The sequence below is a fragment of the Lelliottia sp. genome, assembly GCF_045627565.1.
Classification (GTDB): Bacteria; Pseudomonadota; Gammaproteobacteria; order Enterobacterales; family Enterobacteriaceae; genus Enterobacter.
In genome coordinates this window covers 152833-174612 of record NZ_JAZQNX010000026.1, presented here as the reverse complement: position 1 = coordinate 174612, position 21780 = coordinate 152833, and the positions used below count along the sequence as shown (strand labels likewise).

Sequence of the window (21780 nt, the reverse complement as noted above, 5' to 3'; positions counted from 1 at the left end):
TTCTCAAATCCATTCAGCACCTTAATACTTTAAAATAATTTTGTGATGAAGCTCACGTTTTGATGTTTGCCACTAAAGGGTTATAGCCTTCTCCTAAAGATGCATTTAAAATGCACCTTATACAATTGATGATGAGGTAACTGCTGATGGCCTTTCGCGACCAACCTTTAGGCGAGCTGGCGCTCTCCATTCCGCGTGCTTCTGCGCTGTTTCGTAAATACGACATGGATTACTGCTGCGGCGGTAAGCAAACGCTGGCACGTGCGGCACTGCGTAAGGAGCTGGATGTTGAAGCGATTGAAGCTGAACTGGCACAACTGGCCGAGCAGCCCATCGACAAAGACTGGCGCACGGTCGCGCTTGGCGAAATCATCGATCACATCATCGTGCGCTATCACGATCGCCATCGCGAACAGTTGCCTGAGCTGATTTTGCAAGCGACGAAAGTCGAGCGTGTGCACGCCGATAAAGCCTCTGTACCGCGCGGACTGGCAAAATACCTGACCATGCTGCACGAAGAGCTCTCCAGCCACATGATGAAAGAAGAGCAAATCCTCTTTCCGATGATCAAACAGGGAATGGGCAGCCAGGCGATGGGCCCTATCAGCGTGATGGAAAGTGAGCATGATGATGCGGGCGAACTGCTCGAAGTGATTAAGCACACCACCGACAACGTGACGCCGCCTGCGGATGCTTGTACCACCTGGAAAGCGATGTATAACGGCATTAACGAATTGATCGACGATCTGATGGAACACATCAGCCTCGAAAACAACGTCTTATTCCCGCGAGCCCTCGCAGGCGAATAAAAAAAGACGCCCGAGAGCGTCTTGTTGGAAGTCCTTGCTTTAGGCCACCTCGCGTGGCCTTTTTTCATTAGCGCATACCGGCCATACGTTTCTTACCGATAAACAGCCAGCCGAGACCCAACGCAATGAACCACAGCGGCGTGACCATCAGCGCCTGACGGGTATCATCTTCCAGCGTCAGCAACACCAGCACAAACACAAAGAACGCCATACATACCCAGCACATCAGTTTGCCGAGCGGCATTTTATATTTGGATGACGCATGCAGCTGCGGACGATGTTTGCGGTACACAAGGTACGAGCAAAGAATGATCGTCCAGACAAACATGAACAGTATCGCGGATACCGTGGTGATCATGGTAAACGCACCAATCACGCTCGGATTCACGTACAGCATCACCACACCGCCCAGCAGGCAGATGCAGGAGAAGGTCAGCCCTTTCGCAGGAACCGCACGCTTAGACAGTTTTGCGAATGCGCCTGGGGCAACACCTTCCTGTGCCAGACCGAACAACATACGGCTGGTGGAAAACACGCCGCTGTTCGCGGAGGACGCCGCAGAGGTCAGTACCACAAAGTTAATCAGGCTTGCCGCAGCGGGCAGCCCCACCAGGACGAACAGCTCGACAAACGGGCTCTTCGTTGGCACCACGGAACCCCATGGCGTCACGGACATAATTACGATCAGCGCAAACACGTAGAACATAATGATGCGAATCGGAATCGAGTTAATCGCGCGTGGCAGGGATTTTTCAGGATCTTTGGTTTCCGCCGCCGTTGTCCCCACCAGCTCGATGCCCACGAAGGCAAACACCGCAATCTGGAAGCCCGCGAAGAATCCGCTCAGGCCTTTCGGGAACCAGCCGCCGTCATTCCAAAGATGGGAAAACGACGCCTGAACGCCGGTTGGCGACTGGAAGTGTGTCAGGATCATTACCAGACCCACCACGATGAGGCCAACGATCGCGACGATTTTGATCATTGCGAACCAGAACTCCATCTCACCGAACATTTTGACGGTTGCAAGGTTAAGGCTCAGCAACAGCACGATCACCGCCAGCGACGCGACCCAGTCTGACAATCCGGGGAACCAAAATTGCGCATACGCGGTAATGGCGACGACATCGGCCATTCCGGTCACGACCCAGCAGAACCAGTAAGTCCAGCCGGTAAAATAGCCCGCCCACGGTCCGAGCAGATCGGAGGCAAAATCGCTAAAAGATTTGTATTCGAGATTCGAGAGCAGCAATTCACCCATTGCTCGCATCACAAAGAAAAGCATAAAACCGATGATCATATAGACGAATATGATGGATGGCCCGGCAAGACTGATGGTTTTACCTGACCCCATAAACAGCCCGGTACCAATGGCACCGCCGATGGCAATAAGCTGAATATGACGGTTTGTGAGATTGCGCCGCAGCGACTGTTCAGACGAAGCCTCTTCATCGGCGACGACTTTAACCTGATCTACCATGTGATTTTCCTGTTGTACCTGTCTGTGTTGTTTAGGCTCTTCTGGCCTTTAATGACGTCAAAACGCGACGATCCCTGATACAAGGACTCGTCGATAGTAGGTAAGAATCGGCAGGATGAATACTGTGAATTAGAGATTATGTTAATAATATGTTTAAAGTGAGTGTCATATCACTTGTACAATGCAAAACAGTTCACAAAAATACACGCAAAGCGTGCATATGCAAAATAAAATGTTGATATCGCTGTAACATTAGGTTTTATCACGCATTTTCCTCTCCCGTAGCGGGAGAGGAAAAGCGCGTCGATTACAGGATTTCCAGCAGCTCGACTTCAAAGACCAGGGTGCTGAATGGTGGGATAGATGCACCCGCGCCACGCTCACCGTATGCCAGGTTTTGTGGAATAGTCAGTTCCCATTTAGAACCAACCGGCATCAGGGTCAGCGCTTCGATCCAGCCAGGAATCACGCCGTTAACCGGGAATTCTGCCGGTTCGCCACGCGCAACGGAGCTGTCGAACACGGTGCCGTCGATCAATTTACCGGTGTAGTGCACGCGAACGTGGTTGGTGCGCGCCGGGATTGCGCCTTCGCCCTGAGTAATTACACGGAACTGGAGGCCAGATTCGGTGATATTCACGCCTTCGCGTTCACGGTTTTCTTCAAGATATTTCACGCCGTCAGCAGCCATTTCTTCAAAACGCTCACGACGAACGGCATCAGCACGCTCGTGGATTTCACGCAGTGCGCGATGAACAACGTCTACTGGCACTGCTGGCTGTTTGCCTTCCAGCGCGTCAGCGATACCCGCCACCAGCGCTTCAGGTAACAGTCCTTCCAGGCCGGATTCGCTCAACTGCTGTCCTACCTGCAAACCGATACCGTAGCTTGCCTGCGCTTCGATAGTGTCAAAAGTCGGGGTGGTCATGGGGGTTTCCTTCCATCACATTTAAAGTAGCGGGCAGCATAGCAGCCACGCCCTTACGGGTAAAACTTTGTCTTAAGTTAAGATGACAAACCGCCGCGAAACAGAAACAATAGGGCGTACCAGGATTTTTCCCAAACGTGGGACAGTGAAGGCGGCTTTGCTACGCCATTCAGGCAGTTAGCGAACTATACTTCTGAGAACAGGATATCGACCCGTGGATGACGGGTAAAAAGACGCGGAGCAGGAGGAGAGCCATGCCCGGGCGATTTGAACTGAAACCTACCCTGGCGAAAATCTGGCATGCGCCAGACAATTTTCGCATCATGGACCCGCTGCCGAACCTCCATCGCAGAGGCATTATCATTGCCGCCCTGCTGGTGGTGGTGGGCTTCCTGCTTCCTTCTGGCGATGACAGCGATACCGTGCCAGCGAGCCGCAACGCGCAGCTGGATATCCAGTCGCAATCACAGCCACAGCGCGATCAGCAGCCCATGCAGACACAGCTGGTGACGCCGTCAAACGATCCCGGACAAGTCGCGCCGGTAGAACCTGAACCGATCCAGGACGATCAGCCTCAGGAACAAGCCGCCGCACCACAGGCACAGCAACCTACGGGTATTGATCAGCAATGGCGTTCGTATCGCGTTGAGCCGGGAAAGACGATGGCGCAACTATTCCGCGACCACAATTTGCCACCGACGGACGTCTATTCCATGGCGCAGGTAGAAGGGGCAGGGAAACCGCTCAGCAATTTGCAAAACGGTCAGATGGTTCAGATCCGCCAAAATGCCAGCGGCGTGGTGACGGGTTTGACGATTGATACTGGAAATGGCGAACAGGTGTTATTCACTCGCCAGACAGACGGGAGTTTTATCCGCGCGAAATAATTCTCCGCCCGGTGACGCAACGTTCACCGGGCCGACTTTTTAAACTGTTTTTTTACTCGCCTTATTTACCCACCAGATTCCTGAACACACCAGCACCAGCGCAATAGCATATTTGATATCCAGAATATTTTCGCCAAGGAAAATGGCCGAAAGCACCGTGCCTGCGACAGGTATGACAAAGTTGAACGGGGCGATCATGCTGACGCGGTTAACTTTCAGCAACATGCTCCATAGCGCAAAAGCGACGGAAGATAAGAGCGTCAGGTAACCCAGGATTGCGACGGCCTCCATGCTGTGCACTTCCAACGTCCCGCCCGTCGAATAGCCGCCCACTACCAGCACCAGTCCGCCAATCGCCAGTTGCCAGCCGGTCATCACGGTGGGATCGACCGTTTGAGAGATACGCTTCCCGTACAACGTGGCGGCAGAGAGGATAAAGGCGGCCAGAACCACAAAACCATCGCCTTGCCAGACAAAACTAAAGTCCATCAGCCCACTATTGAAATTCACCAGCATCACACCCGCGAACCCCAGAATACAGCCAATGGTTTTGTTATAGCTGAGCTTGTCGTTTTGATAGATAAAGTGCGCCAGCAGGACGCTGAAAAAGGTCCCGGTGGCGTTCATGATCGAACCTTTCACGCCCGTGGTATACGCAAGGCCAATATAAAAGAAGGTGTACTGAATCGTGGTTTGCGTCAGTCCCAGCAGAGAGAGCTGCCCAAACTGTCGCGGGGTAAGTCTGGCGATGGGTTTACGCTGGGCGAGCGCAAAGATCAGCAGTAACAGCCCTGCGAAGAGAAAACGATAACCGGCAAATACCACTTTAGACGGGATATCATCGGTGGCTATCTGGAAGAGTTCATAACCGCTTTTGATTGCCGGATAAGAGCTACCCCACAGCAGACAACATAACGTCGCGCAGGCATAAGCAACATTTTTACGGGCAAAAACGGGCACAGGCGGAGCGGAGTTCATGGCAACTCTCAAAAATAAAATGACGTTTCAATTCATTATCAGAGATTACGGCAGCAATTGCTACCCTACAGGGAGAGTTGTGAGAGGTGCGGTGAGACAAAAAGCAAAACGCCGACACAAGGCCGGCGTTTTTACGCTAACTCAGTAATAAATTACTCAGCGACAACGTTTACTACCAGTTTAGCGAACACTTCGCTGTGAACCTGGAAGTCCACTTCGTGCTCACCAGTGGTACGCAGAACGCCGTTCGGCATGCGAACTTCGCTCTTAGCCACGTCAACGCCAGCTGCAGTTACAGCGTCAGCGATGTCGCGAGTACCGATAGAACCGAACAGTTTACCTTCGTCGCCAGATTTAGACGCGATAGTAACGGTGCCCAGTGCGTTGATTGCTTCAGCGCGAGCGTTAGCAGCCGCCAGAACGTCAGCCAGTTTGGCTTCCAGTTCAGCACGACGTGCTTCGAAAAACTCTACGTTTTTCTTAGTAGCAGGAACAGCTTTACCCTGTGGAACCAGGAAGTTACGAGCATAGCCCGCTTTAACGTTAACCTGATCACCCAGGCTGCCCAGGTTTGCTACTTTATCAAGCAGAATAACTTGCATTACCTTATCCTCTTAAAGTCGTATTAATGGACTGTGCCCGATTACTGATGACGATCAGTGTACGGCAGCAGAGACAGGTAGCGTGCGCGTTTGATAGCGCGAGCCAGCTGACGCTGATATTTTGCACGAGTACCGGTGATACGGCTTGGGACAATCTTACCGCTTTCGGTGATGTAGTTTTTCAGCGTTGCGATATCTTTATAGTCGATCTCTTGAACGCCTTCCGCGGTGAAACGGCAGAACTTGCGACGACGGAAATAACGTGCCATATGGCTAGTCTCCAGAATCTATCAAATCAATCTGCTCGGCATGCAGAACCATTTTGCTCAGACCGTTCTTTGCCTTGTGGCAAGAAATGAACCCCTGAACGGTTACTGCGCTACCGACCGTTATACTGTGAGTAATGGCCTGGTTTTCGTGTCCGCTAATAATAACGGGCATTTGGCACCATGCCTGCCGGTGAAACCCGGCTTCCTCCTGCACAGAACGATGCTCAAGCACGAACTGGCAATGAGGAATTCCTGATGGGCTGACCTTACGAAGGGGGGTCCTGCACACGGTACCGGACAACACCAGACGGTTGGTCATCAGAAATTACTCTTCAGAATCCCCAGCATCAGAATCATCTGCGGTTTCGTTTGCGAAATCATCGCGACGCTCACGGCGCTCGTCTTTCGCTTTAACCATCGGAGATGCTTCAGTAACTGCGTTTTTAGTACGCATTACCATGCTGCGGATAACGGCGTCGTTAAAGCGGAAGTTAGTTTCCAGCTCATCGATCGCTTCCTGCGGAGCTTCAACGTTCAGCAGAACGTAGTGAGCTTTGTGCAGTTTGTTGATCGGATAAGCCAGCTGACGGCGACCCCAGTCTTCCAGACGGTGGATCGTGCCTTCTGCTGCAGTGATTGCACCAGTGTAGCGTTCGATCATACCCGGAACCTGTTCGCTCTGGTCAGGATGGACCATAAAAACGATTTCGTAATGACGCATCGAATTGCTCCTTACGGATTATTCAGCCTCCTGTCTGGGTCAGCCGAGGCCCATGGAGGCAAGGAACGTTGTTAAAGGTCGGCTGAAAAATTGACGCGCCATTCTAATTGCGAACCCCCATAAACTCAAGCTGAATGCACAAATAATTCGCACAAAGCGCAAAGCCAGTCTAAGTGGATGATTTAAAATTAATCGCATTCGAAAGCGCCATTTTTTTGAACAACAGCATCAGAAATGGTCGCTAACCCCCGAGGGATAAGTGATTACACTTTAATCAGAACCTATTCGATATCAGAAGGAGAGCAATAAACCGTCACACAGCACGTAGTCGTGGAGCGCATATCATGAAAAAAATCGCAATCGCCATAATGGCTGCGCTTTTGCTCAGTGCAAATGCAACGGCAGCCATCAAGATAGATGGCCGGCAGGCCAGGAACATGGATGATGTGCAAAGCTTAGGCGTAATCTATATCAATCACAATTTCGCCACTGATAGTGAAGCAGATCAGGCACTTAATGTAGAAACCGATGCTCAGGGGGCGCAATATTATCACGTGATGTTAACGCGTGAACCCGGCAGCAACGGCAACATGCACGCCAGTGCAGATATTTACCGATAACGCTTTGACGCTAGCACCAGGAAAGCCAACAAAGAGAACATAGCCATAGATTGACTTGCCCCCTGCCCGGGGGCTTTTTTTGATGAATGGCTCCGGAATACCACCGGTTACAACTGTTTCGGTATCCCAGATCACTTATTCACTTCTGCCCGTAGTAGGCATTGGGGCCATGCTTGCGCATGAAATGTTTGTTCATCAGGTAACCATCAATCCCCTGAAGCTGCGGGTTAATCCCACGGGCAATCCATGCCATTTTTGCCACCTCTTCCATTACCACCGCGTTATGCACGGCGTCGTGAGCATCTTTGCCCCAGGAGAACGGACCATGCTGATACACCACGATGCCCGGCGTATGTAACGGCTCACGCTCACCCAGCGTGTCGATGATCACCTTCCCGGTATTGAGCTCGTATTCGCCTTCCACTTCCGCCTGCGTTAATGCGCGCGTGCAGGGAATGTCGCCAAAGAAGTAATCAGCATGTGTCGTGCCCAGCGCCGGAATGGGTAGCCCAGCCTGCGCCCAGGCCGTTGCATGCGTGGAGTGTGTATGCACCACACCGCCAAGTGACGGATAGCGCCGGTAAAGCGCCAGATGGGTGGCAGTGTCAGAAGAAGGACGCCATTTACCCTCGACGACGCGCCCGTCAAGATCGACAACGACCATATCGTCGGCTGTCATGGCGTCATACGCTACGCCGCTGGGTTTAATCACGATCAGTCCCTGCTCGTGATCAATCGCGCTGACGTTGCCCCAGGTGAAGGTCACCAGACCATAACGCGGCAGATCCATGTTGGCTTCAAAGACCTGCTGTTTGAGTTTAAGCATGCTCAGCCTCCAGCAATCCTGCCCGCGCCATACGCTCACGCACCCAATCGCGCGCTTTCGTCACCTCTGCCGCCGGGTCATCCGACGTTTCGCTCCACATCTCAATCAGGTAAGGCCCGCAATACCCCGTCTGTTTGAGCGTCTGGAAACACTGTTCGAAATCCACGACCCCGGTGCCGAACGGAACATTTTTGAATACACCAGGACGGGTGTCTTTAACGTGTACCGCCACGATATGTCCGATACCCGCCTGCAGTTCCATCTGCACATCGTTATCCCATGCCGACAGGTTGCCGATGTCGGGATAGAGCTGGAACCACGGATTGTTCAGGTAGTGCGCGTAGCCCAACGCCTTACTGATGGAGTTCATCAGGGGGTAATCCATGATCTCCATCGCCAGCGTGACCTGTGCACGGCTTGCCATCTCAACGCTCTCTTTTAGACCGTCACGGAAACGGCGGCGCGTCTCATCGTTGGCTTGCTGGTAATAGACGTCATATCCCGCAAGCTGGATCACCCGGATACCGACATCCTGCGCAAAACGAATCGCTTTACGCATGATCGCCAGCCCCTGCGCGCGTACCGCATCCTCTTCACTTCCGAGAGGGAATCGCCGGTGGGCACTCAGACACAGGGAAGGCACACGTACACCCGTTTCAGCAATGGCGCTCACCAGCGCCAGGCGCTGCTCGCGGCTCCAGTCGAGGCGAGAAAGACGCGCGTCTGTTTCATCTACTGACATTTCAACAAAATCGAAACCCAGCTGTTTCGCCAGTTGCAGGCGTTCCAGCCAGCACTCCCCCGCAGGGAGTGCCTTTTCATAGATGCCAAGTGGGACCTGTTTTGACAACATACCCGCTCCTTAGCCCCAAAGCTGAGCGATTGAGCGTTTAAACTGACGCGCCGCGTCCACCGGAGAGGCCGCATCACGAATGCTGCGACCGGCAATAAAGACGTGGATAGGAATGCCCTGGAACAGCGGCAGATCCTCCAGCGCCAGACCACCGGTGACGGTGACCTTAAAGCCCATATCCGCCAGGCGTTTAATCGCGCTGATGTCCGCCTCACCCCATGCGACGCCAGCGGCCTGCGCATCACGGCTACGGTGATACACCACCTGCTGGATACCTGCATCGCGCCACTCCTGCGCCTGCTCCCAGGTCCAGAAACCGGTCAGCTCAATCTGGACGTCGCCGTTAAACTCTTTCGCTACATCCAGCGCACCCTTCGCGGTGTTGATATCTGCACAGCAGATTACGGTGACCCAGTCGGCATTCGCTTCAAAACACATGCGGGAGAGAATTTTACCTGCGTCGGCAATCTTGGCGTCCGCCAGCACAATTTTGTGTGGATAAAGCGCTTTCAGATCACGAACGGCGCGAACGCCCTCGCCCACACACAGAATGGTACCCACTTCGATGATATCTACCTCTTCCGCGATCAGGCGGGTGGTTTCGTAAGCGTGAGAGAGCGTTTGGTTATCAAGTGCAACCTGCAACATAGGTAATGACATTTTCACTTCCTTCTTAAACTGCCGCCGCAGTGGCGTAATCGATTAAATCCAGTACTTCCTGCTCGGTGCGGCAGGCACGTAAACGGTCAAAATTGGCTTCATCATCAAACAGATTGACGATCTGCATGATGCCCACTTCCTGATGGGTGTTGGCATCCACGGCAGCCATGGTGATCAGGATGTCGACCGGGTCGTTATCGTCGTGGTTAAACACCAGAGGCGTTTTCAGCGTCACGAGGGCAAAGCCGGTTTTTTTGACGCCCTCTTCCGGACGGCCATGCGGCATTGCCAGGCCTGGCGCAATCACAAAGTAGGGGCCGTGCTGAGCAACACCATCAAGAATGGCCTGGTAGTAGCGCGGCTCGACAACGTCAGCCTTAACCAGCAGATCCACGCCCAGTTTTACTGCTTCCTGCCAGGTGCTGGCCTCGGCCTGTAAAAGGATGGCGTTATTCTCCGCCAGGGAATCACGTAGCTTCATGTCACGTCCTTACTTCACGTCTTGTGGAAAGTGTTCTTTGATCACTTCCAGCAGTTTTGGTCCGAAATCCGCTGGCGACAGCATGTTGCGCACGCCCACCACATACTTATTACCCGTCACGGTTATTTCACCGGCGATATGGGTAGAAGCGATGATGATGTCCGCGCCGTTCAGTTCACTTTTGTATTCACCCACTGCGCAGCTGTTTACCGTGTGGTCGATGTTTGACTGGGTTAAAAACTGGTCCACTTTCATCTTCATGATCATGGAGCTACCTTGCCCATTGCCACACACAGCCAGGATACGTACGGTCATAATCGAAACTCCTTAATGAGCAGACACTTCTGCTGTTTGTTTTTCTGCATCTTCTTCGGCGCGCAGAGAGCGGCCCGCGAAGAACATATAAGCCAGAGCAATCAGGATGATGACGGCCATAAAGATCAGCCCGACAGAGGCGAAGCCCTGCATCATCGGCGGTGCCAGAATTGACCAGTCCGCCATGCCCATCCAGGCGCTCATACCGGTGAGCTTGACTGCCCACACGCAACCGAAGATTTCAACCATGCCCATCACCAGGCAGATTTTGAGCGCCGCGCGCCAGCCGCCGAAGTGGTTAGCAAACACGCCGATGGTGGCGTTGGAGAAGAACATCGGGATAAAGCCAGGAATAATCAGGATGGATGAACCGCAGCCCACCAGAATGCCCACCGCAATCAGCTGGCCGATGGTGCCCCACATAAAGCCCCAGACCACTGCATTTGGTGCAAAGCTATAGATAGCCGCACAGTCAATCGCCAGCACTGCGCCAGGGATCAGGCGTTGCGAGATACCGTTGAAGGCTTCTGACAGTTCAGCAACGAACATGCGCACGCCCTGGGTAATGATGAAGATCGCCACGGCGAAGGAGAAACCGGTCTGCAGGATATAAACCGTCCAGTGGGTTTTACCCGCCATCGCCTGCACAACGTCGATCCCAAAGGAGAGCAAAATGGCGCCGAAGAAGACGGTCATGACAATCGCGGTGGAGACGATGTTGTCATGGAAAATATTCAGCCAACCCGGCAGCTTAAGGTCTTCAACACTCTCTTCTTTTTTGCCCAGGTACGGCGCAACTTTGTAGGCAATCCAGGAGGCAAACTGCTGCTGGTGACCGATGGAGAAGCCGCAGCCGTCAGTGACGTCCTGCGTTGGCTTGTACATCATGTTGGAGGTGATACCCCAGTAGAGCGAAACCAGCACCGCAGTGCAGATGATCGTGGTCCACATGGGGTAGCCGAAGATATAGAAAGAAACCGCAATCAGCCCCGCCTGCTGGAACATAATGTGGCCCGTCAGCATGATCGTGCGAATACCGGTTATGCGGCGCAACAGCACGTAGATGATGTTGAGCGCCAGCGCGAGCAATACCGCATACCCTACCCAGCTATAGGCATCCCCCATGCGATCGATGGTAGCCATCATTGAAGCGTAGGTATCAGAGATCGCGCCGTTGATGCCATACACTTCCGACATTTTGGCAACGACCGGCTTAAAGGTGCTGGTCAGAATGCCGGAACCCGCCTGCAGCAACATGAAACCGATGATGGTTTTGATGGTGCCCTTAATAATGACGCTGACGCTTTTGCGCAGAAGGATATAACCCAGACACGTCACGATACCCAGCAGCAACGGGGCGTTGGTCATTACCTGATTAAAGAACACGGTAAAGACGTTGTAGAGGATCTCCATAACTCTCTCCAGAAATGAGAACACGAGGGGTAATCCCTGTGTGATTGGTGCCATCACTCTAGTAATCACAAATAATCACCACAAGATTGCATTTGATTATTTGTGACGTATCACGCAAATTATTTCCATGGTATTAGCAATGATTTTCAATTCCAATTCACCAAATCAAATAAAACATTAATAATCATCAAGTTAATGACTGATAGTTGATATCCTAACAACGTATAAACGGATTTTACGTGATATCAAAAAGATAAATTTCCGCAATTTAGCCGTTGCAAAGGCATGCAAAGAGTGCCAGAGTCAATCACAACAAATCACCAAATGATTACTTTTGATTAAAGCCAGGAGTCAAACGATGAGTAAAGTGAACACCATCACCCGTGAATCATGGATTCTGAGCACCTTCCCGGAATGGGGTAGCTGGCTGAACGAAGAGATCGAGCAGGAACGCGTTGCTCCTGGCACGTTTGCAATGTGGTGGCTGGGCTGCACCGGTATCTGGCTGAAATCAGAAGGCGGGGCGAATATTTGCGTCGATTTCTGGTGCGGCACGGGCAAACAAAGCCACGGCAATCCGCTGATGAAAAAAGGGCATCAAATGCAGCGCATGGCGGGGGTTGAAAAGCTTCAACCGAACCTGCGAACCACGCCGTTTGTGCTTGATCCATTTGCTATTCGCCAGATCGACGCCGTTCTCTCTACCCACGATCACAACGATCATATCGACGTGAACGTGGCAGCCGCAGTAATGCAGAACTGCGCGGATGATGTGCCGTTCATTGGGCCGCAGACCTGTGTCGATTTATGGATCGGCTGGGGCGTGCCAAAAGAGCGCTGCATCGTGATGAAACCGGGTGATGTGGTGAAAATCAAAGATATTGAGATCCACGCGCTGGACGCCTTCGATCGTACCGCGCTGATCACCTTGCCTGCCGAGCAGAAAGCCGCTGGCGTGCTGCCTGACGGGATGGACGAGCGTGCGGTGAACTACCTGTTCAAAACGCCGGGGGGTTCTCTGTATCACAGCGGCGATTCCCACTATTCCAACTACTATGCGAAGCACGGTAACGAGCACCAGATTGACGTGGCGCTGGGTTCCTACGGTGAGAATCCGCGCGGTATCACGGACAAAATGACCAGTGCCGATATGCTGCGCATGGCGGAAGCGCTGAATACCAAAGTCGTTATCCCGTTCCACCATGATATCTGGTCAAACTTCCAGGCCGACCCACAAGAAATCCGCGTGCTGTGGGAGATGAAAAAAGATCGTCTGAAGTATGGCTTTAAGCCGTTCATCTGGCAGGTGGGTGGCAAGTTCACCTGGCCGCTGGATAAAGACAATCTTGAGTATCACTACCCACGTGGTTTCGATGATTGCTTCACCATTGAACCAGACCTGCCATTCAAGTCCTTCCTCTGATTGTGACGCTCAATCGCCAGACCCTGTGTCTGGCGATTTCATATTTCTTTTAGTATTTTCATGCTATTTCAAATATCATCTTTTCAAATCAATTCTTATCGGAATAGCTCATGACGGAAGCGCAACGGCATCAAATTTTATTGGAACTCCTGGCGCAAACAGGGTTTGTGACCGTCGAGAAAGTGATCGAACGTTTAGGGATCTCCCCCGCAACAGCGCGGCGGGATATCAACAAGCTGGATGAAAGCGGAAAGCTGAAAAAAGTCCGTAACGGCGCAGAGGCCATCAGCCAACAGCGTCCTCGCTGGACACCGATGAACATTCACCAGGCACAGAACCACGATGAAAAGGTGCGGATCGCCAGAGCCGCTTTACAACTGGTGAATCCCGGAGAGAGTGTGGTGATCAACTGCGGCTCTACGGCGTTCCTGTTGGGCCGGGAGATGTGCGGGAAACCGGTGCAAATCATCACTAACTATCTGCCGCTGGCCAACTATCTCATCGACCAGGAACATGAGAGCGTGGTGATCATGGGTGGCCAGTACAACAAAAGCCAGTCCATCACCCTCAGCCCGCAGGACAGCGAAAACAGCCTGTACGCCGGGCACTGGATGTTCACCAGCGGCAAAGGCCTTACCGCAGATGGCTTGTATAAAACCGATATGCTGACCGCCATGGCAGAACAGAACATGCTGAATGTTGTGGGCAAACTCGTTGTGCTGGTCGACAGCAGCAAAGTGGGCGAGCGCGCAGGTATGCTGTTCAGCCGCGCCGAGCAGATCGACATGGTGATCACCGGCAAAAATGCTAACCCGGAGATCCTCCAGAAACTGGAAGATCAGGGTGTAAAAATTCTGCGCGTTTAAAGGTGCTGGCGGAAAAACGCCACGGTCGCCTCCAGCGCCGTCGGCGTAATCCGGTGGCGCACACCCGCTTCCCACAGGCAGGTCAGGTTGCCATCCAACCCTTCACGCTGCAGCGCCTGCTGGAGACGGAACGTCTCACCCGCAGGAACCACATCGTCCGCGTCGCCGTGCCACAGCAGCAACGGGCGATCGGCCAGACGCGGCAGCGCATGCGTGACCTCCCAGTCCGCGAGTGGAGAAACGCTTGCGTCGATATCGCCCGTTGGCGGGAAAAGCGTGTGAGCAAGCGTGGTGAAATAGCCCGACCCCATCAGGCTCGCGACGCATTTCACTTCCGGGTATCGTGTCATGATCCCCAACGCCGTCATGCCGCCCATTGAACCTCCTGCCACGGCCAGTCGGTCATCAGCCACCCATCCCGCCTGATATAACGCATCTCGTAATCCGCTGAACTCCATCAAATTGCCGTGAAGAATGGGCCAGAACTGGCCCAGTCGCGCCTGTTCATCACCCGAAAATCGCGCGCCATGATCGGGGGCATCAGGCATCACGACACGAAAGCCCGCCTGCGCCAGTGCCACGGCAAAATAGCTGTACACCAGTTTTGATGACGTAAAGCCATGATAAAAAATAACAACCGGCAACGGCTGCTCACGCATTCCCGCCGGAAAAGCGTGTAGAATTTCGTGTTCGCCAAGCCGCTGCGTTGTAAGTTCAATCATGGTCGATCCTCTTGTCTGATAGGTGATTCATAATGTTGAGAACTGGATTACGCTTTCACGACATTTTCATTCGAAATTTACGTCACAGATAACAGTTTGGGAACATTCCCCCAAAAGGAAATTCGCAGACATCTACACTATGACTATCAGGAAACGAGATATGGTTATGCGCAGGTTCGCTGCTTTATTGCTGGTGTCGCTATTAATGGGCTGTAGCGCGTTGCAAGGCACGCCACAACCCGCTCCCGCGGCCACCGATCATCCTCAGGAAATTCGCCGTAATCAGACCGAAGGATTACAACGACTGGGTACCGTCAGTGCGTTAGTTCGCGGTTCACCGGCGGATGCAGAGGATGAAATAAAAGCCAAAGCTGTCGCTGCGAAAGCAGATTATTACGTCATCATTATGATTGATGAAACAATCATAACGGGACAGTGGTACTCACAAGCCATTTTGTACCGCAAATAACTGTCAGCATTTAAACGACATTTACACTGCTTTGCGTCCATAGACGTTTTCCTGTCCACAATAAACTCCATGCCTGTGACAAAGGAAGTGAGTTTATTTGCGAAGGATTGCCCGGCGGATACCGGAGAAATGTGAAATGGAGCTGACAATGAAACGATCTCTTGCTTTGACCTCACTGCTGCTCTCAGCTGGGCTGATGAGCACCACCGCGCAGTCAGCGGAATTTGCCAGTGCGGATTGCGTCACAGGCTTAAATGAAATTGGTCTGATCTCCGTGACTAATATTTCAGGGAGCCCGCAAGATGTTGAACGTGTGATTGCCTTAAAAGCGGATGAACAAGGTGCTTCGTGGTATCGCATCGTCCAGATGCAGGAGGACCGTCATGCCGATCAGTGGCGAGTGCAAGCCATTCTCTACGCCTGAAACGCTCCCAAAAAAGCCACTTAATTTTAGTGGCTTTTCTATTTTTACAAATCGTTTATCCTGACTGTTGCTTATTTATCACATCAATGTAACATTTTGTTACATAAGTTTGGTAAATGTTATCCCCGCTCTGCCGTTGAACTGCCATACCTTTTCGACAATGAGCAATTTATGATCAATTTTTTCCGCCGTTCTGGTTTGGGCACCAAGCTTTCGCTGCTTACCGGTACGAGCGTTGCTACGCTCTTCCTGTTATTCACCTTTCTCCTGAGTCAAAAAGCCAGCCAACAGCTCGAAGCCCTTGCTGTGGAAGATCTGCATAACCAGTCCACGGGCGTGGTGGATATGGTCGAGATGTTCAACACCAGCCTTAGCGAAGAAGTCGAGAGCTACACCAAACTCTTCGGCACATTTCTGCCCCAACCGCTGAGCAGCGATGCCAGCCAAATGCGTACCATTAACGGGCAAAATGCACCTCTGCTGAAAGGGGGCGAATCTGAACTCCACGAAAACAATACCTTTTCTGATGATTTCATGAACCGTACCGGCGCGATTTCAACCCTGTTTGTTCGCAGCGGTAATGACTTTATTCGTGTGGCGACGTCACTGCGCAAAGAAAACGGCGATCGCGCCATCGGCACCGTGCTGGATAATTCCAGCGCCGCGTTTGGCTCCGTGAGCAAAGGCGAAGTCTATCGCGGTCTGGCATTGCTGTTTGGCAAGCGCTACATCACCCAGTATCAGCCGGTTAAAGATGCGAGCGGCCAGGTGATTGCGATCGTTTTTGTCGGCGTGGATATCACCCGTTCCTGGAACGTGATGCGTGAAAAGATCCTCAATCGCCGCCTCGGCGACAGCGGTCATTTCTATGTGTTAGATCGCGGCAACGGCAAAACGCGCGGGCAATACCTGTTCCACTCCAGCGAAGAAGGAAAATTGCCGAAGTGGGATAACGAGATTCAGCAGCAACTTCTGAGCGGAAAATCCGGCACTCTGGAACGTCAAAGCGACGATGGCCGTACGCTTAAAATGGCGTATACACCGTTGCCAGGCTGGAACTGGACAATCATCGGTGAAGTGGATAAATCCGTGTTGCTGGCCAACGTCAACGCCTTGCGCGATCGCTTCCTGCTGGCGGGAATCGTGCTCTCCGCGCTGTTTGCCGCACTGTTCGTTGTGATTATTCGTCACTGGTTAACCCGTCCACTGCGCGACGTTATCGATTTGGCTCGTCAATACGCTGCGGGCGATCTTCGGGCGGAACTGCCCGTCAATCGCCAGGATGAAGTCGGCCAGTTAATTGGCGCGATTAACGGCATTGGTGCCGGATTGCAGCAGATCGTTCAGCAGGTTCGCGAAGCGGCAGGTGAAATCCACCAAGGGACTAACGCACTGGCTTCCGATACCGGTGAAATTTCTGAGCAGATTAATAAACAGGCGAGCAGCGTTGAAGAAACGTCGGCGAGTATGGAGCAACTTGCCGCGACTGTGCAGCAAAATGCGGCGAACATGGAGCAAACTCAGCAGTTGGTTGGTGAGACCTCGCGCGCCGTGCATCACGGCGGTGAAACCGTCGGAAACGCTGTTGCGACGATGGATGATATTCGCGACGCATCGAAACGTATCGAAGACATCACCCGCGTGATTGAGTCCATCGCGTTTCAGACCAATATCCTGGCGCTGAACGCCGCGGTGGAAGCCGCGCGTGCGGGTGAGCATGGCAAAGGTTTTGCCGTTGTCGCCCAGGAAGTGCGTGCGCTGGCCGCCCGCAGTGCCAATGCGGTAAAAGAAATCGAGCAGCTGATCGGCGATACGCTGAAGAAAGTGAGCGAAGGCCACCAGCTTTCCGAGCAAACCCAGCACGCGATGGCGTCAATCATTACGCATATCGATAACATCAACCAGTTGGTGACCGAGATTAACCACGCGTCGCATGAGCAATCTGCGGGGATACATCAGGTCAACCTGGCGATGACCCACATTGGCGAAGCGTCGCATATCAACGCCGATCGCGTTTCACGCAGCGAGCAAACTGCACAAACGCTGCGCGAGAAGGGATCGCATCTGGCTGAAGTGGTCAGCATTTTCCGCTTAAAACACTAAACCACCCGCCCCGTGGCGCGTAACAGCAGGTCATTTTTGACCTGCTCGCTCAGCACCAGGCTGCCACGGGCATCCAGCATCATGCGGCACCACGCCTGCGCCACCGGGGGCGATGCGTGCCGCAGCATTTGTGCACCTGCGCCCAATAAAAATATCTGCTGGGTGATCTCCCGGCCCTGCGACTCCTGAGGCTTACGCAGCTTCTGCTGCAGCTGCCGCCAGCTGCGATCAAAATGTCGGTCCTGCCCTTTTACATGGGAAAAATCCTCCTGTAGTACGTCGAGAATGGCAGGTTGCTTCGCAAGGACACGCAAAACATCCAGGCACATAATGTTGCCCGACCCTTCCCAGATGCTGTTCACCGGCATTTCGCGGTAAAGACGCGGCAATTCACTCTCTTCGCAATAGCCTGCGCCGCCCAACACTTCCATCGCCTCCGCCACAAAGGGGATTCCGGCTTTGCAGACACTGTATTTCGCGGCAGGCGTAAAGAGCCGCGCCCAGGCGGTTTCCTGCGGGTCTTCGCGCTGATCCCAGGCGCGCGCCAGACGAAACAGCAGCGCGGTTTGCCCTTCAAGCTGCAACGCCATGCGACTCAGCACTTCGCGCATCAGCGGCTGGTCGACCAGATTTTTGCCAAACGTCTGGCGTTGGTGAGCGTGGTACAGCGCAACAGAAAGCGCACGGCGCATGAGTCCGTGGCTGCCCAACGCGCAGTCAACGCGCGTCAGTCCGCCCATTTTGAGGATCTGGCGTACGCCTTCGCCTTCCTCCCCCAAAATCCAGCCAGAAGCCTCCATGAACTCCGCTTCGCTGCTGGCGTTGGAGCGATTACCGAGCTTATCTTTCAGGCGTTCCAGCCGAACGGCGTTGCGCTGCCCGTCAGGCAATATGCGCGGGACGAAAAAGCACGAAAGCCCCCCTTTCGCCTGCGCCAGCACCAGATGCGCATCGCTTTGAGGCACGGAGTAAAACCATTTATGTCCCACCAGCCGATAGCTACCGTCGCTGCATTTTTCAGCGCGCGTGGTGTTGCTCAGGACATCCGATCCGCCCTGCTTTTCGGTCATTCCCATCCCGATCAGGAGTCCGCGTTTTTGCCCGCCAGGCGCGACATGCGGATCGTAACGATCGCTCATCAGCGGCGTCAGCCAGTTGTGAAAAGGTTTAGGGAGGGATTGCTGTAACAACGGCGTGGCGGCAAACGTCATGGTGACAGGGCAAAGCGTACCGGCTTCCACCTGGGCATGGAGAATGAATCGTGCCGCGCGCGCGACAAACGATCCCCTGCGGGCCTGATCTTCCCACGCCAGGTTATGGACCCGATTCGCACACAGTCCCTGCATGAGCAGATGCCACGCCGGATGAAACCGTACATCGTCCAGCCGCTCACCCGCAGCGTTATAGCGTAAAAGTTCAGGGGGATTTGCGTTAGCAAGCCTACCAAGCTCCAGCGATTCCGCCGTGCCCAACTGCTGGCCGATACTGGCGAGCAACTCTATGTCCCACTCCGCCCCCTCGCGGATGACGGCGTCGCGCAGTGCGCAATCGGAAAGAAACAGATTACTGTTGGAAAGGGGTAACGGCTGATTAAAAACGGTATGTGTCTGCCAGTGCATGGTGCGTCCCTCCTTCAATGGCAATGAAGGTCATTATGGACAACGAGCGCGGAGGCTGCATGGGAGTCGGGTCACAAGGCAGCGATCTTGCTGAGATCATTCGTGAAACAGGTCACACAATATAAGAATAAACTATTTCACTCTGGCCATTCTGTTGAATAATTTATTCTCACCTTCCAGAAGAGAATCATTATGCAATCTTCCCAACGTGCGCCGGATGCGCATAAGCGCGCTTTAGTTGCAGGCTCTATTGGTAACTTTATCGAATGGTATGAGTTTGCGGTGTATGGCTTTATGGCCACCGTTATTGCGAAAAACTTCTTCCAGCTTGAAGGTGAAGCGGGAACGACCAGCCTCATCCTCACTTACGCTTCGTTCGCGATTGCGTTTTTCTTCCGCCCGTTGGGCGCGGTTGTGTTCGGACGAATGGGCGACCGTATTGGGCGTAAGCCCACGTTGATCATTGTGCTGGTGCTGATGACGCTCGCGACGGCAGCGATCGGTATCGTGCCGGTCTACGCCAGCATTGGCATTGCCGCGCCGCTTCTCATCACCGGGCTGCGCATTTTACAGGGGCTGTTTGCGGGGGGTGAATATGGCGGCGCTGTATCGCTGATGACCGAATTTGCCCCGCGCGGCAAACGCGGGCTTTACGGTGCATGGCAGTCCTTTACCGTGGCGCTGGGTCTATTAGCCGGTGCAGGAATTGTGGCGTTGCTCTCTGTCGTCCTCACACCCGAAGCGCTGCACGACTGGGGCTGGCGCATTCCGTTCTTCCTCGCGCTGCCGATGGGCGTGGTCGCGCTTTGGCTGAGGGTCAGCATGGAAGAGACGCCAAGCTTTGTGAAGCAGCAGGAAAAACCGGTCGTTGCGAAGGCGCAGGCCGGTGCGGCGCTCAAGGCCATCGCGATGGGGATAGGACGCGTGATGGTGTGGTCGGCTGCGGGTTATACCTATCTGGTCATCATGCCCACATATTTACAGTCAGCGCTGCACACCGGCTTTAACCAGGCGCTGCTGATTGCCGTGATCTCGAATGTCGGATTTGCGCTAACCATTATTCCATCGGGGATATTGAGCGACCGAATCGGTCGTCGCACGGTGATGCTGATCGCCACTGGGCTATTGCTGGTTCTGGCGCTACCGCTGTTAAAAGTGTTACAGGCAGAGTCCACCACGCTGGCGATTAAAGCTATTGTCGTCCTGATTGCAGGCGGCTTGGTGGGAATGCTGGCAGGGCCAGGACCGGCGATGCTGTCGGAGATGTTCCCGACGCGCGTGCGTTACACAGGACTTGGGCTGGCGTATTCGTTGTCGAACGCGATTTTCTCAGGCTGTGCGGGCTTAATCATTACAGGCTTGATCAAACAGACGGGAAATCTGGATATTCCGGCGTACTACGTGATGGCGACGGCGGTGGTCAGTATGGTGGCGCTGATGACGCTCAATAAAGATGACCATTTGCGGTCGTTAGAGGAGTAAGGTTGCCACTGGCTGGTACTCTGACCTACGGTAAAAAATAAGGCCATCCTGTGGACGGCCTTACTGTTTATTTGGTGCGCTGACGAACCGCTTCAAACAGGCAAATACCGGTCGCAACGGAGACGTTCAGAGATGACACGCTACCCGCCATCGGGATGCTGATCAGCTCATCGCAATGTTCGCGAGTCAGACGACGCATACCTTCGCCTTCTGCGCCCATCACCAGTGCCAGACGGCCAGTCATTTTACTCTGGTAAACGGTATGATCGGCTTCACCCGCCGTACCGACGATCCAGATATTCTCTTCCTGAAGCTGACGCATAGTGCGCGCCAGATTGGTCACGCGGATCAACGGAACGTTTTCCGCTGCGCCACAAGCCACTTTCTTCGCCGTTGCATTCAGTTGCGCCGCACGATCGCGTGGAACGATCACCGCATGCACACCTGCTGCATCGGCACTGCGCAGGCACGCGCCGAGGTTGTGTGGATCGGTCACGCCGTCGAGGATCAGGAAGAACGGGTTATCCAACTGGGCAATCAAATCCGGCAGATCGTTTTCCTGGTACTGACGACCCGGTTTCGCACGGGCAATAATCCCCTGATGGACCGCGCCTTCACTTTTTTCGTCGAGGAACTGACGGCTAGCCAGCTGAATCACTACGCCCTGAGCTTCCAGCGCATGGATCAGCGGGAGCAGACGTTTGTCCTCACGGCCTTTCAGAATAAACACTTCCTGAAAACGCTCTGGAGCGCGCTCCAGCAGGGCCTGCACCGCGTGGATGCCGTAAATCATTTCACTCATTGATGGACTCGTCTTTCACTCTGTTAACGGA

At 53.5% G+C, this 21780-nt stretch carries 25 protein-coding genes; 9 read left to right on the top strand and 16 right to left on the bottom strand.

The window, feature by feature from the left end; genetic code table 11:
* Positions 1-146: 146 nt before the first annotated feature.
* Complete coding sequence (gene ytfE, locus ACKI5T_RS14875; protein ID WP_407438401.1) at positions 147-809, top strand: iron-sulfur cluster repair protein YtfE; 663 nt, start codon at positions 147-149, stop codon at positions 807-809.
* A gap of 67 nt (positions 810-876) precedes the next feature.
* Here ytfE and cycA read toward each other — a convergent pair whose 3' ends face one another.
* Together cycA and fklB are read right to left on the bottom strand one after the other, a co-directional pair.
* On the bottom strand, positions 877-2286 hold the full coding sequence (cycA, locus tag ACKI5T_RS14870; protein ID WP_407438400.1) for a D-serine/D-alanine/glycine transporter: 1410 nt from the start codon (positions 2284-2286) through the stop codon (positions 877-879).
* A gap of 307 nt (positions 2287-2593) precedes the next feature.
* Positions 2594-3214 (bottom strand): FKBP-type peptidyl-prolyl cis-trans isomerase, encoded by a 621-nt coding sequence (gene fklB / locus ACKI5T_RS14865; protein WP_012015790.1) that lies wholly within the window; start codon positions 3212-3214, stop codon positions 2594-2596.
* A 254-nt stretch (positions 3215-3468) separates the two neighbouring features.
* Here fklB and ACKI5T_RS14860 point away from each other — a divergent pair, with 254 nt between their 5' ends.
* Positions 3469-4101, top strand: coding sequence for an OapA family protein (locus ACKI5T_RS14860; protein ID WP_407438398.1), 633 nt, complete (start codon positions 3469-3471; stop codon positions 4099-4101).
* A gap of 39 nt (positions 4102-4140) precedes the next feature.
* Here the strand turns inward: ACKI5T_RS14860 and ACKI5T_RS14855 are convergent, their stop codons facing one another.
* The 5 genes from ACKI5T_RS14855 to rpsF form a co-directional block, all read right to left on the bottom strand.
* On the bottom strand, positions 4141-5079 hold the full coding sequence (locus ACKI5T_RS14855; protein WP_407438396.1) for a DMT family transporter: 939 nt from the start codon (positions 5077-5079) through the stop codon (positions 4141-4143).
* A 152-nt stretch (positions 5080-5231) separates the two neighbouring features.
* Positions 5232-5681: a 50S ribosomal protein L9 gene (rplI, locus tag ACKI5T_RS14850; RefSeq protein WP_012015787.1), complete on the bottom strand. Its 450-nt coding sequence runs from the start codon at positions 5679-5681 to the stop codon at positions 5232-5234.
* Between the two features lie 41 nt (positions 5682-5722).
* Positions 5723-5950 carry a 30S ribosomal protein S18 gene (gene rpsR / locus ACKI5T_RS14845; protein ID WP_000135199.1) on the bottom strand — a complete coding sequence of 76 codons (228 nt, stop codon included), beginning with the start codon at positions 5948-5950 and terminating at the stop codon, positions 5723-5725.
* A gap of 4 nt (positions 5951-5954) precedes the next feature.
* Positions 5955-6269 carry a primosomal replication protein N gene (priB, locus tag ACKI5T_RS14840; protein ID WP_006178996.1) on the bottom strand — a complete coding sequence of 105 codons (315 nt, stop codon included), beginning with the start codon at positions 6267-6269 and terminating at the stop codon, positions 5955-5957.
* Positions 6270-6275: 6 nt separating this feature from the next.
* Positions 6276-6671 carry a 30S ribosomal protein S6 gene (rpsF, locus tag ACKI5T_RS14835; protein ID WP_011915632.1) on the bottom strand — a complete coding sequence of 132 codons (396 nt, stop codon included), beginning with the start codon at positions 6669-6671 and terminating at the stop codon, positions 6276-6278.
* Between the two features lie 344 nt (positions 6672-7015).
* Here rpsF and yjfY point away from each other — a divergent pair, with 344 nt between their 5' ends.
* Positions 7016-7291: a DUF1471 family protein YjfY gene (yjfY, locus tag ACKI5T_RS14830; RefSeq protein WP_407438393.1), complete on the top strand. Its 276-nt coding sequence runs from the start codon at positions 7016-7018 to the stop codon at positions 7289-7291.
* 139 nt (positions 7292-7430) lie between these two features.
* Here yjfY and ACKI5T_RS14825 read toward each other — a convergent pair whose 3' ends face one another.
* The 6 genes from ACKI5T_RS14825 to ulaA are packed head-to-tail and all read right to left on the bottom strand — an operon-like array spanning position 7431 to position 11839.
* Positions 7431-8117 (bottom strand): L-ribulose-5-phosphate 4-epimerase, encoded by a 687-nt coding sequence (locus ACKI5T_RS14825; protein WP_407438391.1) that lies wholly within the window; start codon positions 8115-8117, stop codon positions 7431-7433.
* Complete coding sequence (locus ACKI5T_RS14820) at positions 8110-8970, bottom strand: L-ribulose-5-phosphate 3-epimerase (protein WP_407438389.1); 861 nt, start codon at positions 8968-8970, stop codon at positions 8110-8112. Before ACKI5T_RS14820 ends, ACKI5T_RS14825 begins: the two co-directional genes overlap by 8 nt.
* 9 nt (positions 8971-8979) lie before the next feature.
* Positions 8980-9630: a 3-keto-L-gulonate-6-phosphate decarboxylase UlaD gene (gene ulaD / locus ACKI5T_RS14815; protein ID WP_407438387.1), complete on the bottom strand. Its 651-nt coding sequence runs from the start codon at positions 9628-9630 to the stop codon at positions 8980-8982.
* Between the two features lie 13 nt (positions 9631-9643).
* Positions 9644-10111, bottom strand: coding sequence for a PTS ascorbate transporter subunit IIA (gene ulaC / locus ACKI5T_RS14810; protein WP_407438385.1), 468 nt, complete (start codon positions 10109-10111; stop codon positions 9644-9646).
* Between the two features lie 9 nt (positions 10112-10120).
* The gene (ulaB, locus tag ACKI5T_RS14805; protein WP_000218355.1) at positions 10121-10426 is read right to left on the bottom strand and encodes a PTS ascorbate transporter subunit IIB; all 306 of its coding nucleotides are present in this window, start codon (positions 10424-10426) and stop codon (positions 10121-10123) included.
* Between the two features lie 12 nt (positions 10427-10438).
* Positions 10439-11839, bottom strand: a complete 1401-nt coding sequence (ulaA, locus tag ACKI5T_RS14800; RefSeq protein ID WP_407438383.1) for a PTS ascorbate transporter subunit IIC — start codon at positions 11837-11839, stop codon at positions 10439-10441.
* A 358-nt stretch (positions 11840-12197) separates the two neighbouring features.
* Between ulaA and ulaG the strand changes: the two genes are divergently transcribed.
* Together ulaG and ulaR are read left to right on the top strand one after the other, a co-directional pair.
* The gene (ulaG, locus tag ACKI5T_RS14795) at positions 12198-13262 is read left to right on the top strand and encodes an L-ascorbate 6-phosphate lactonase (RefSeq protein ID WP_407438381.1); all 1065 of its coding nucleotides are present in this window, start codon (positions 12198-12200) and stop codon (positions 13260-13262) included.
* 110 nt (positions 13263-13372) lie between these two features.
* Entirely contained in the window at positions 13373-14128 is a 756-nt protein-coding gene (gene ulaR, locus ACKI5T_RS14790; RefSeq protein WP_407438379.1) for an HTH-type transcriptional regulator UlaR, read from the top strand.
* Here the strand turns inward: ulaR and yjfP are convergent.
* Positions 14125-14850 (bottom strand): esterase, encoded by a 726-nt coding sequence (gene yjfP, locus ACKI5T_RS14785; RefSeq protein WP_407438377.1) that lies wholly within the window; start codon positions 14848-14850, stop codon positions 14125-14127. The two genes, ulaR and yjfP, sit on opposite strands and share 4 nt — an antisense overlap.
* A gap of 139 nt (positions 14851-14989) precedes the next feature.
* Here yjfP and bsmA point away from each other — a divergent pair, with 139 nt between their 5' ends.
* The 3 genes from bsmA to ACKI5T_RS14770 all read left to right on the top strand — a co-directional run bounded on the left by bsmA (position 14990) and on the right by ACKI5T_RS14770 (position 17846).
* A complete protein-coding gene (gene bsmA, locus ACKI5T_RS14780; protein WP_072241921.1) occupies positions 14990-15319 on the top strand; it encodes a biofilm peroxide resistance protein BsmA in 330 nt (109 codons plus the stop codon).
* Positions 15320-15455: 136 nt separating this feature from the next.
* A complete protein-coding gene (gene yjfN, locus ACKI5T_RS14775) occupies positions 15456-15743 on the top strand; it encodes a DUF1471 family protease activator YjfN (protein ID WP_011915628.1) in 288 nt (95 codons plus the stop codon).
* A 171-nt stretch (positions 15744-15914) separates the two neighbouring features.
* Positions 15915-17846 (top strand): methyl-accepting chemotaxis protein, encoded by a 1932-nt coding sequence (locus ACKI5T_RS14770; RefSeq protein ID WP_407438375.1) that lies wholly within the window; start codon positions 15915-15917, stop codon positions 17844-17846.
* On the opposite strand, the gene ACKI5T_RS14765 is transcribed toward ACKI5T_RS14770, so the two are convergent.
* Positions 17843-19465: an isovaleryl-CoA dehydrogenase gene (locus tag ACKI5T_RS14765; protein WP_407438374.1), complete on the bottom strand. Its 1623-nt coding sequence runs from the start codon at positions 19463-19465 to the stop codon at positions 17843-17845. The genes ACKI5T_RS14770 and ACKI5T_RS14765 overlap by 4 nt on opposite strands.
* A 192-nt stretch (positions 19466-19657) precedes the next feature.
* On the opposite strand from ACKI5T_RS14765, the gene ACKI5T_RS14760 reads away from it, so the two are divergent.
* Positions 19658-20947 carry an MFS transporter gene (locus ACKI5T_RS14760; protein WP_407438372.1) on the top strand — a complete coding sequence of 430 codons (1290 nt, stop codon included), beginning with the start codon at positions 19658-19660 and terminating at the stop codon, positions 20945-20947.
* Between the two features lie 67 nt (positions 20948-21014).
* On the opposite strand, the gene rlmB is transcribed toward ACKI5T_RS14760, so the two are convergent.
* Complete coding sequence (rlmB, locus tag ACKI5T_RS14755; RefSeq protein ID WP_011915624.1) at positions 21015-21749, bottom strand: 23S rRNA (guanosine(2251)-2'-O)-methyltransferase RlmB; 735 nt, start codon at positions 21747-21749, stop codon at positions 21015-21017.
* Between the last annotated feature and the right edge of the window lie 31 nt (positions 21750-21780).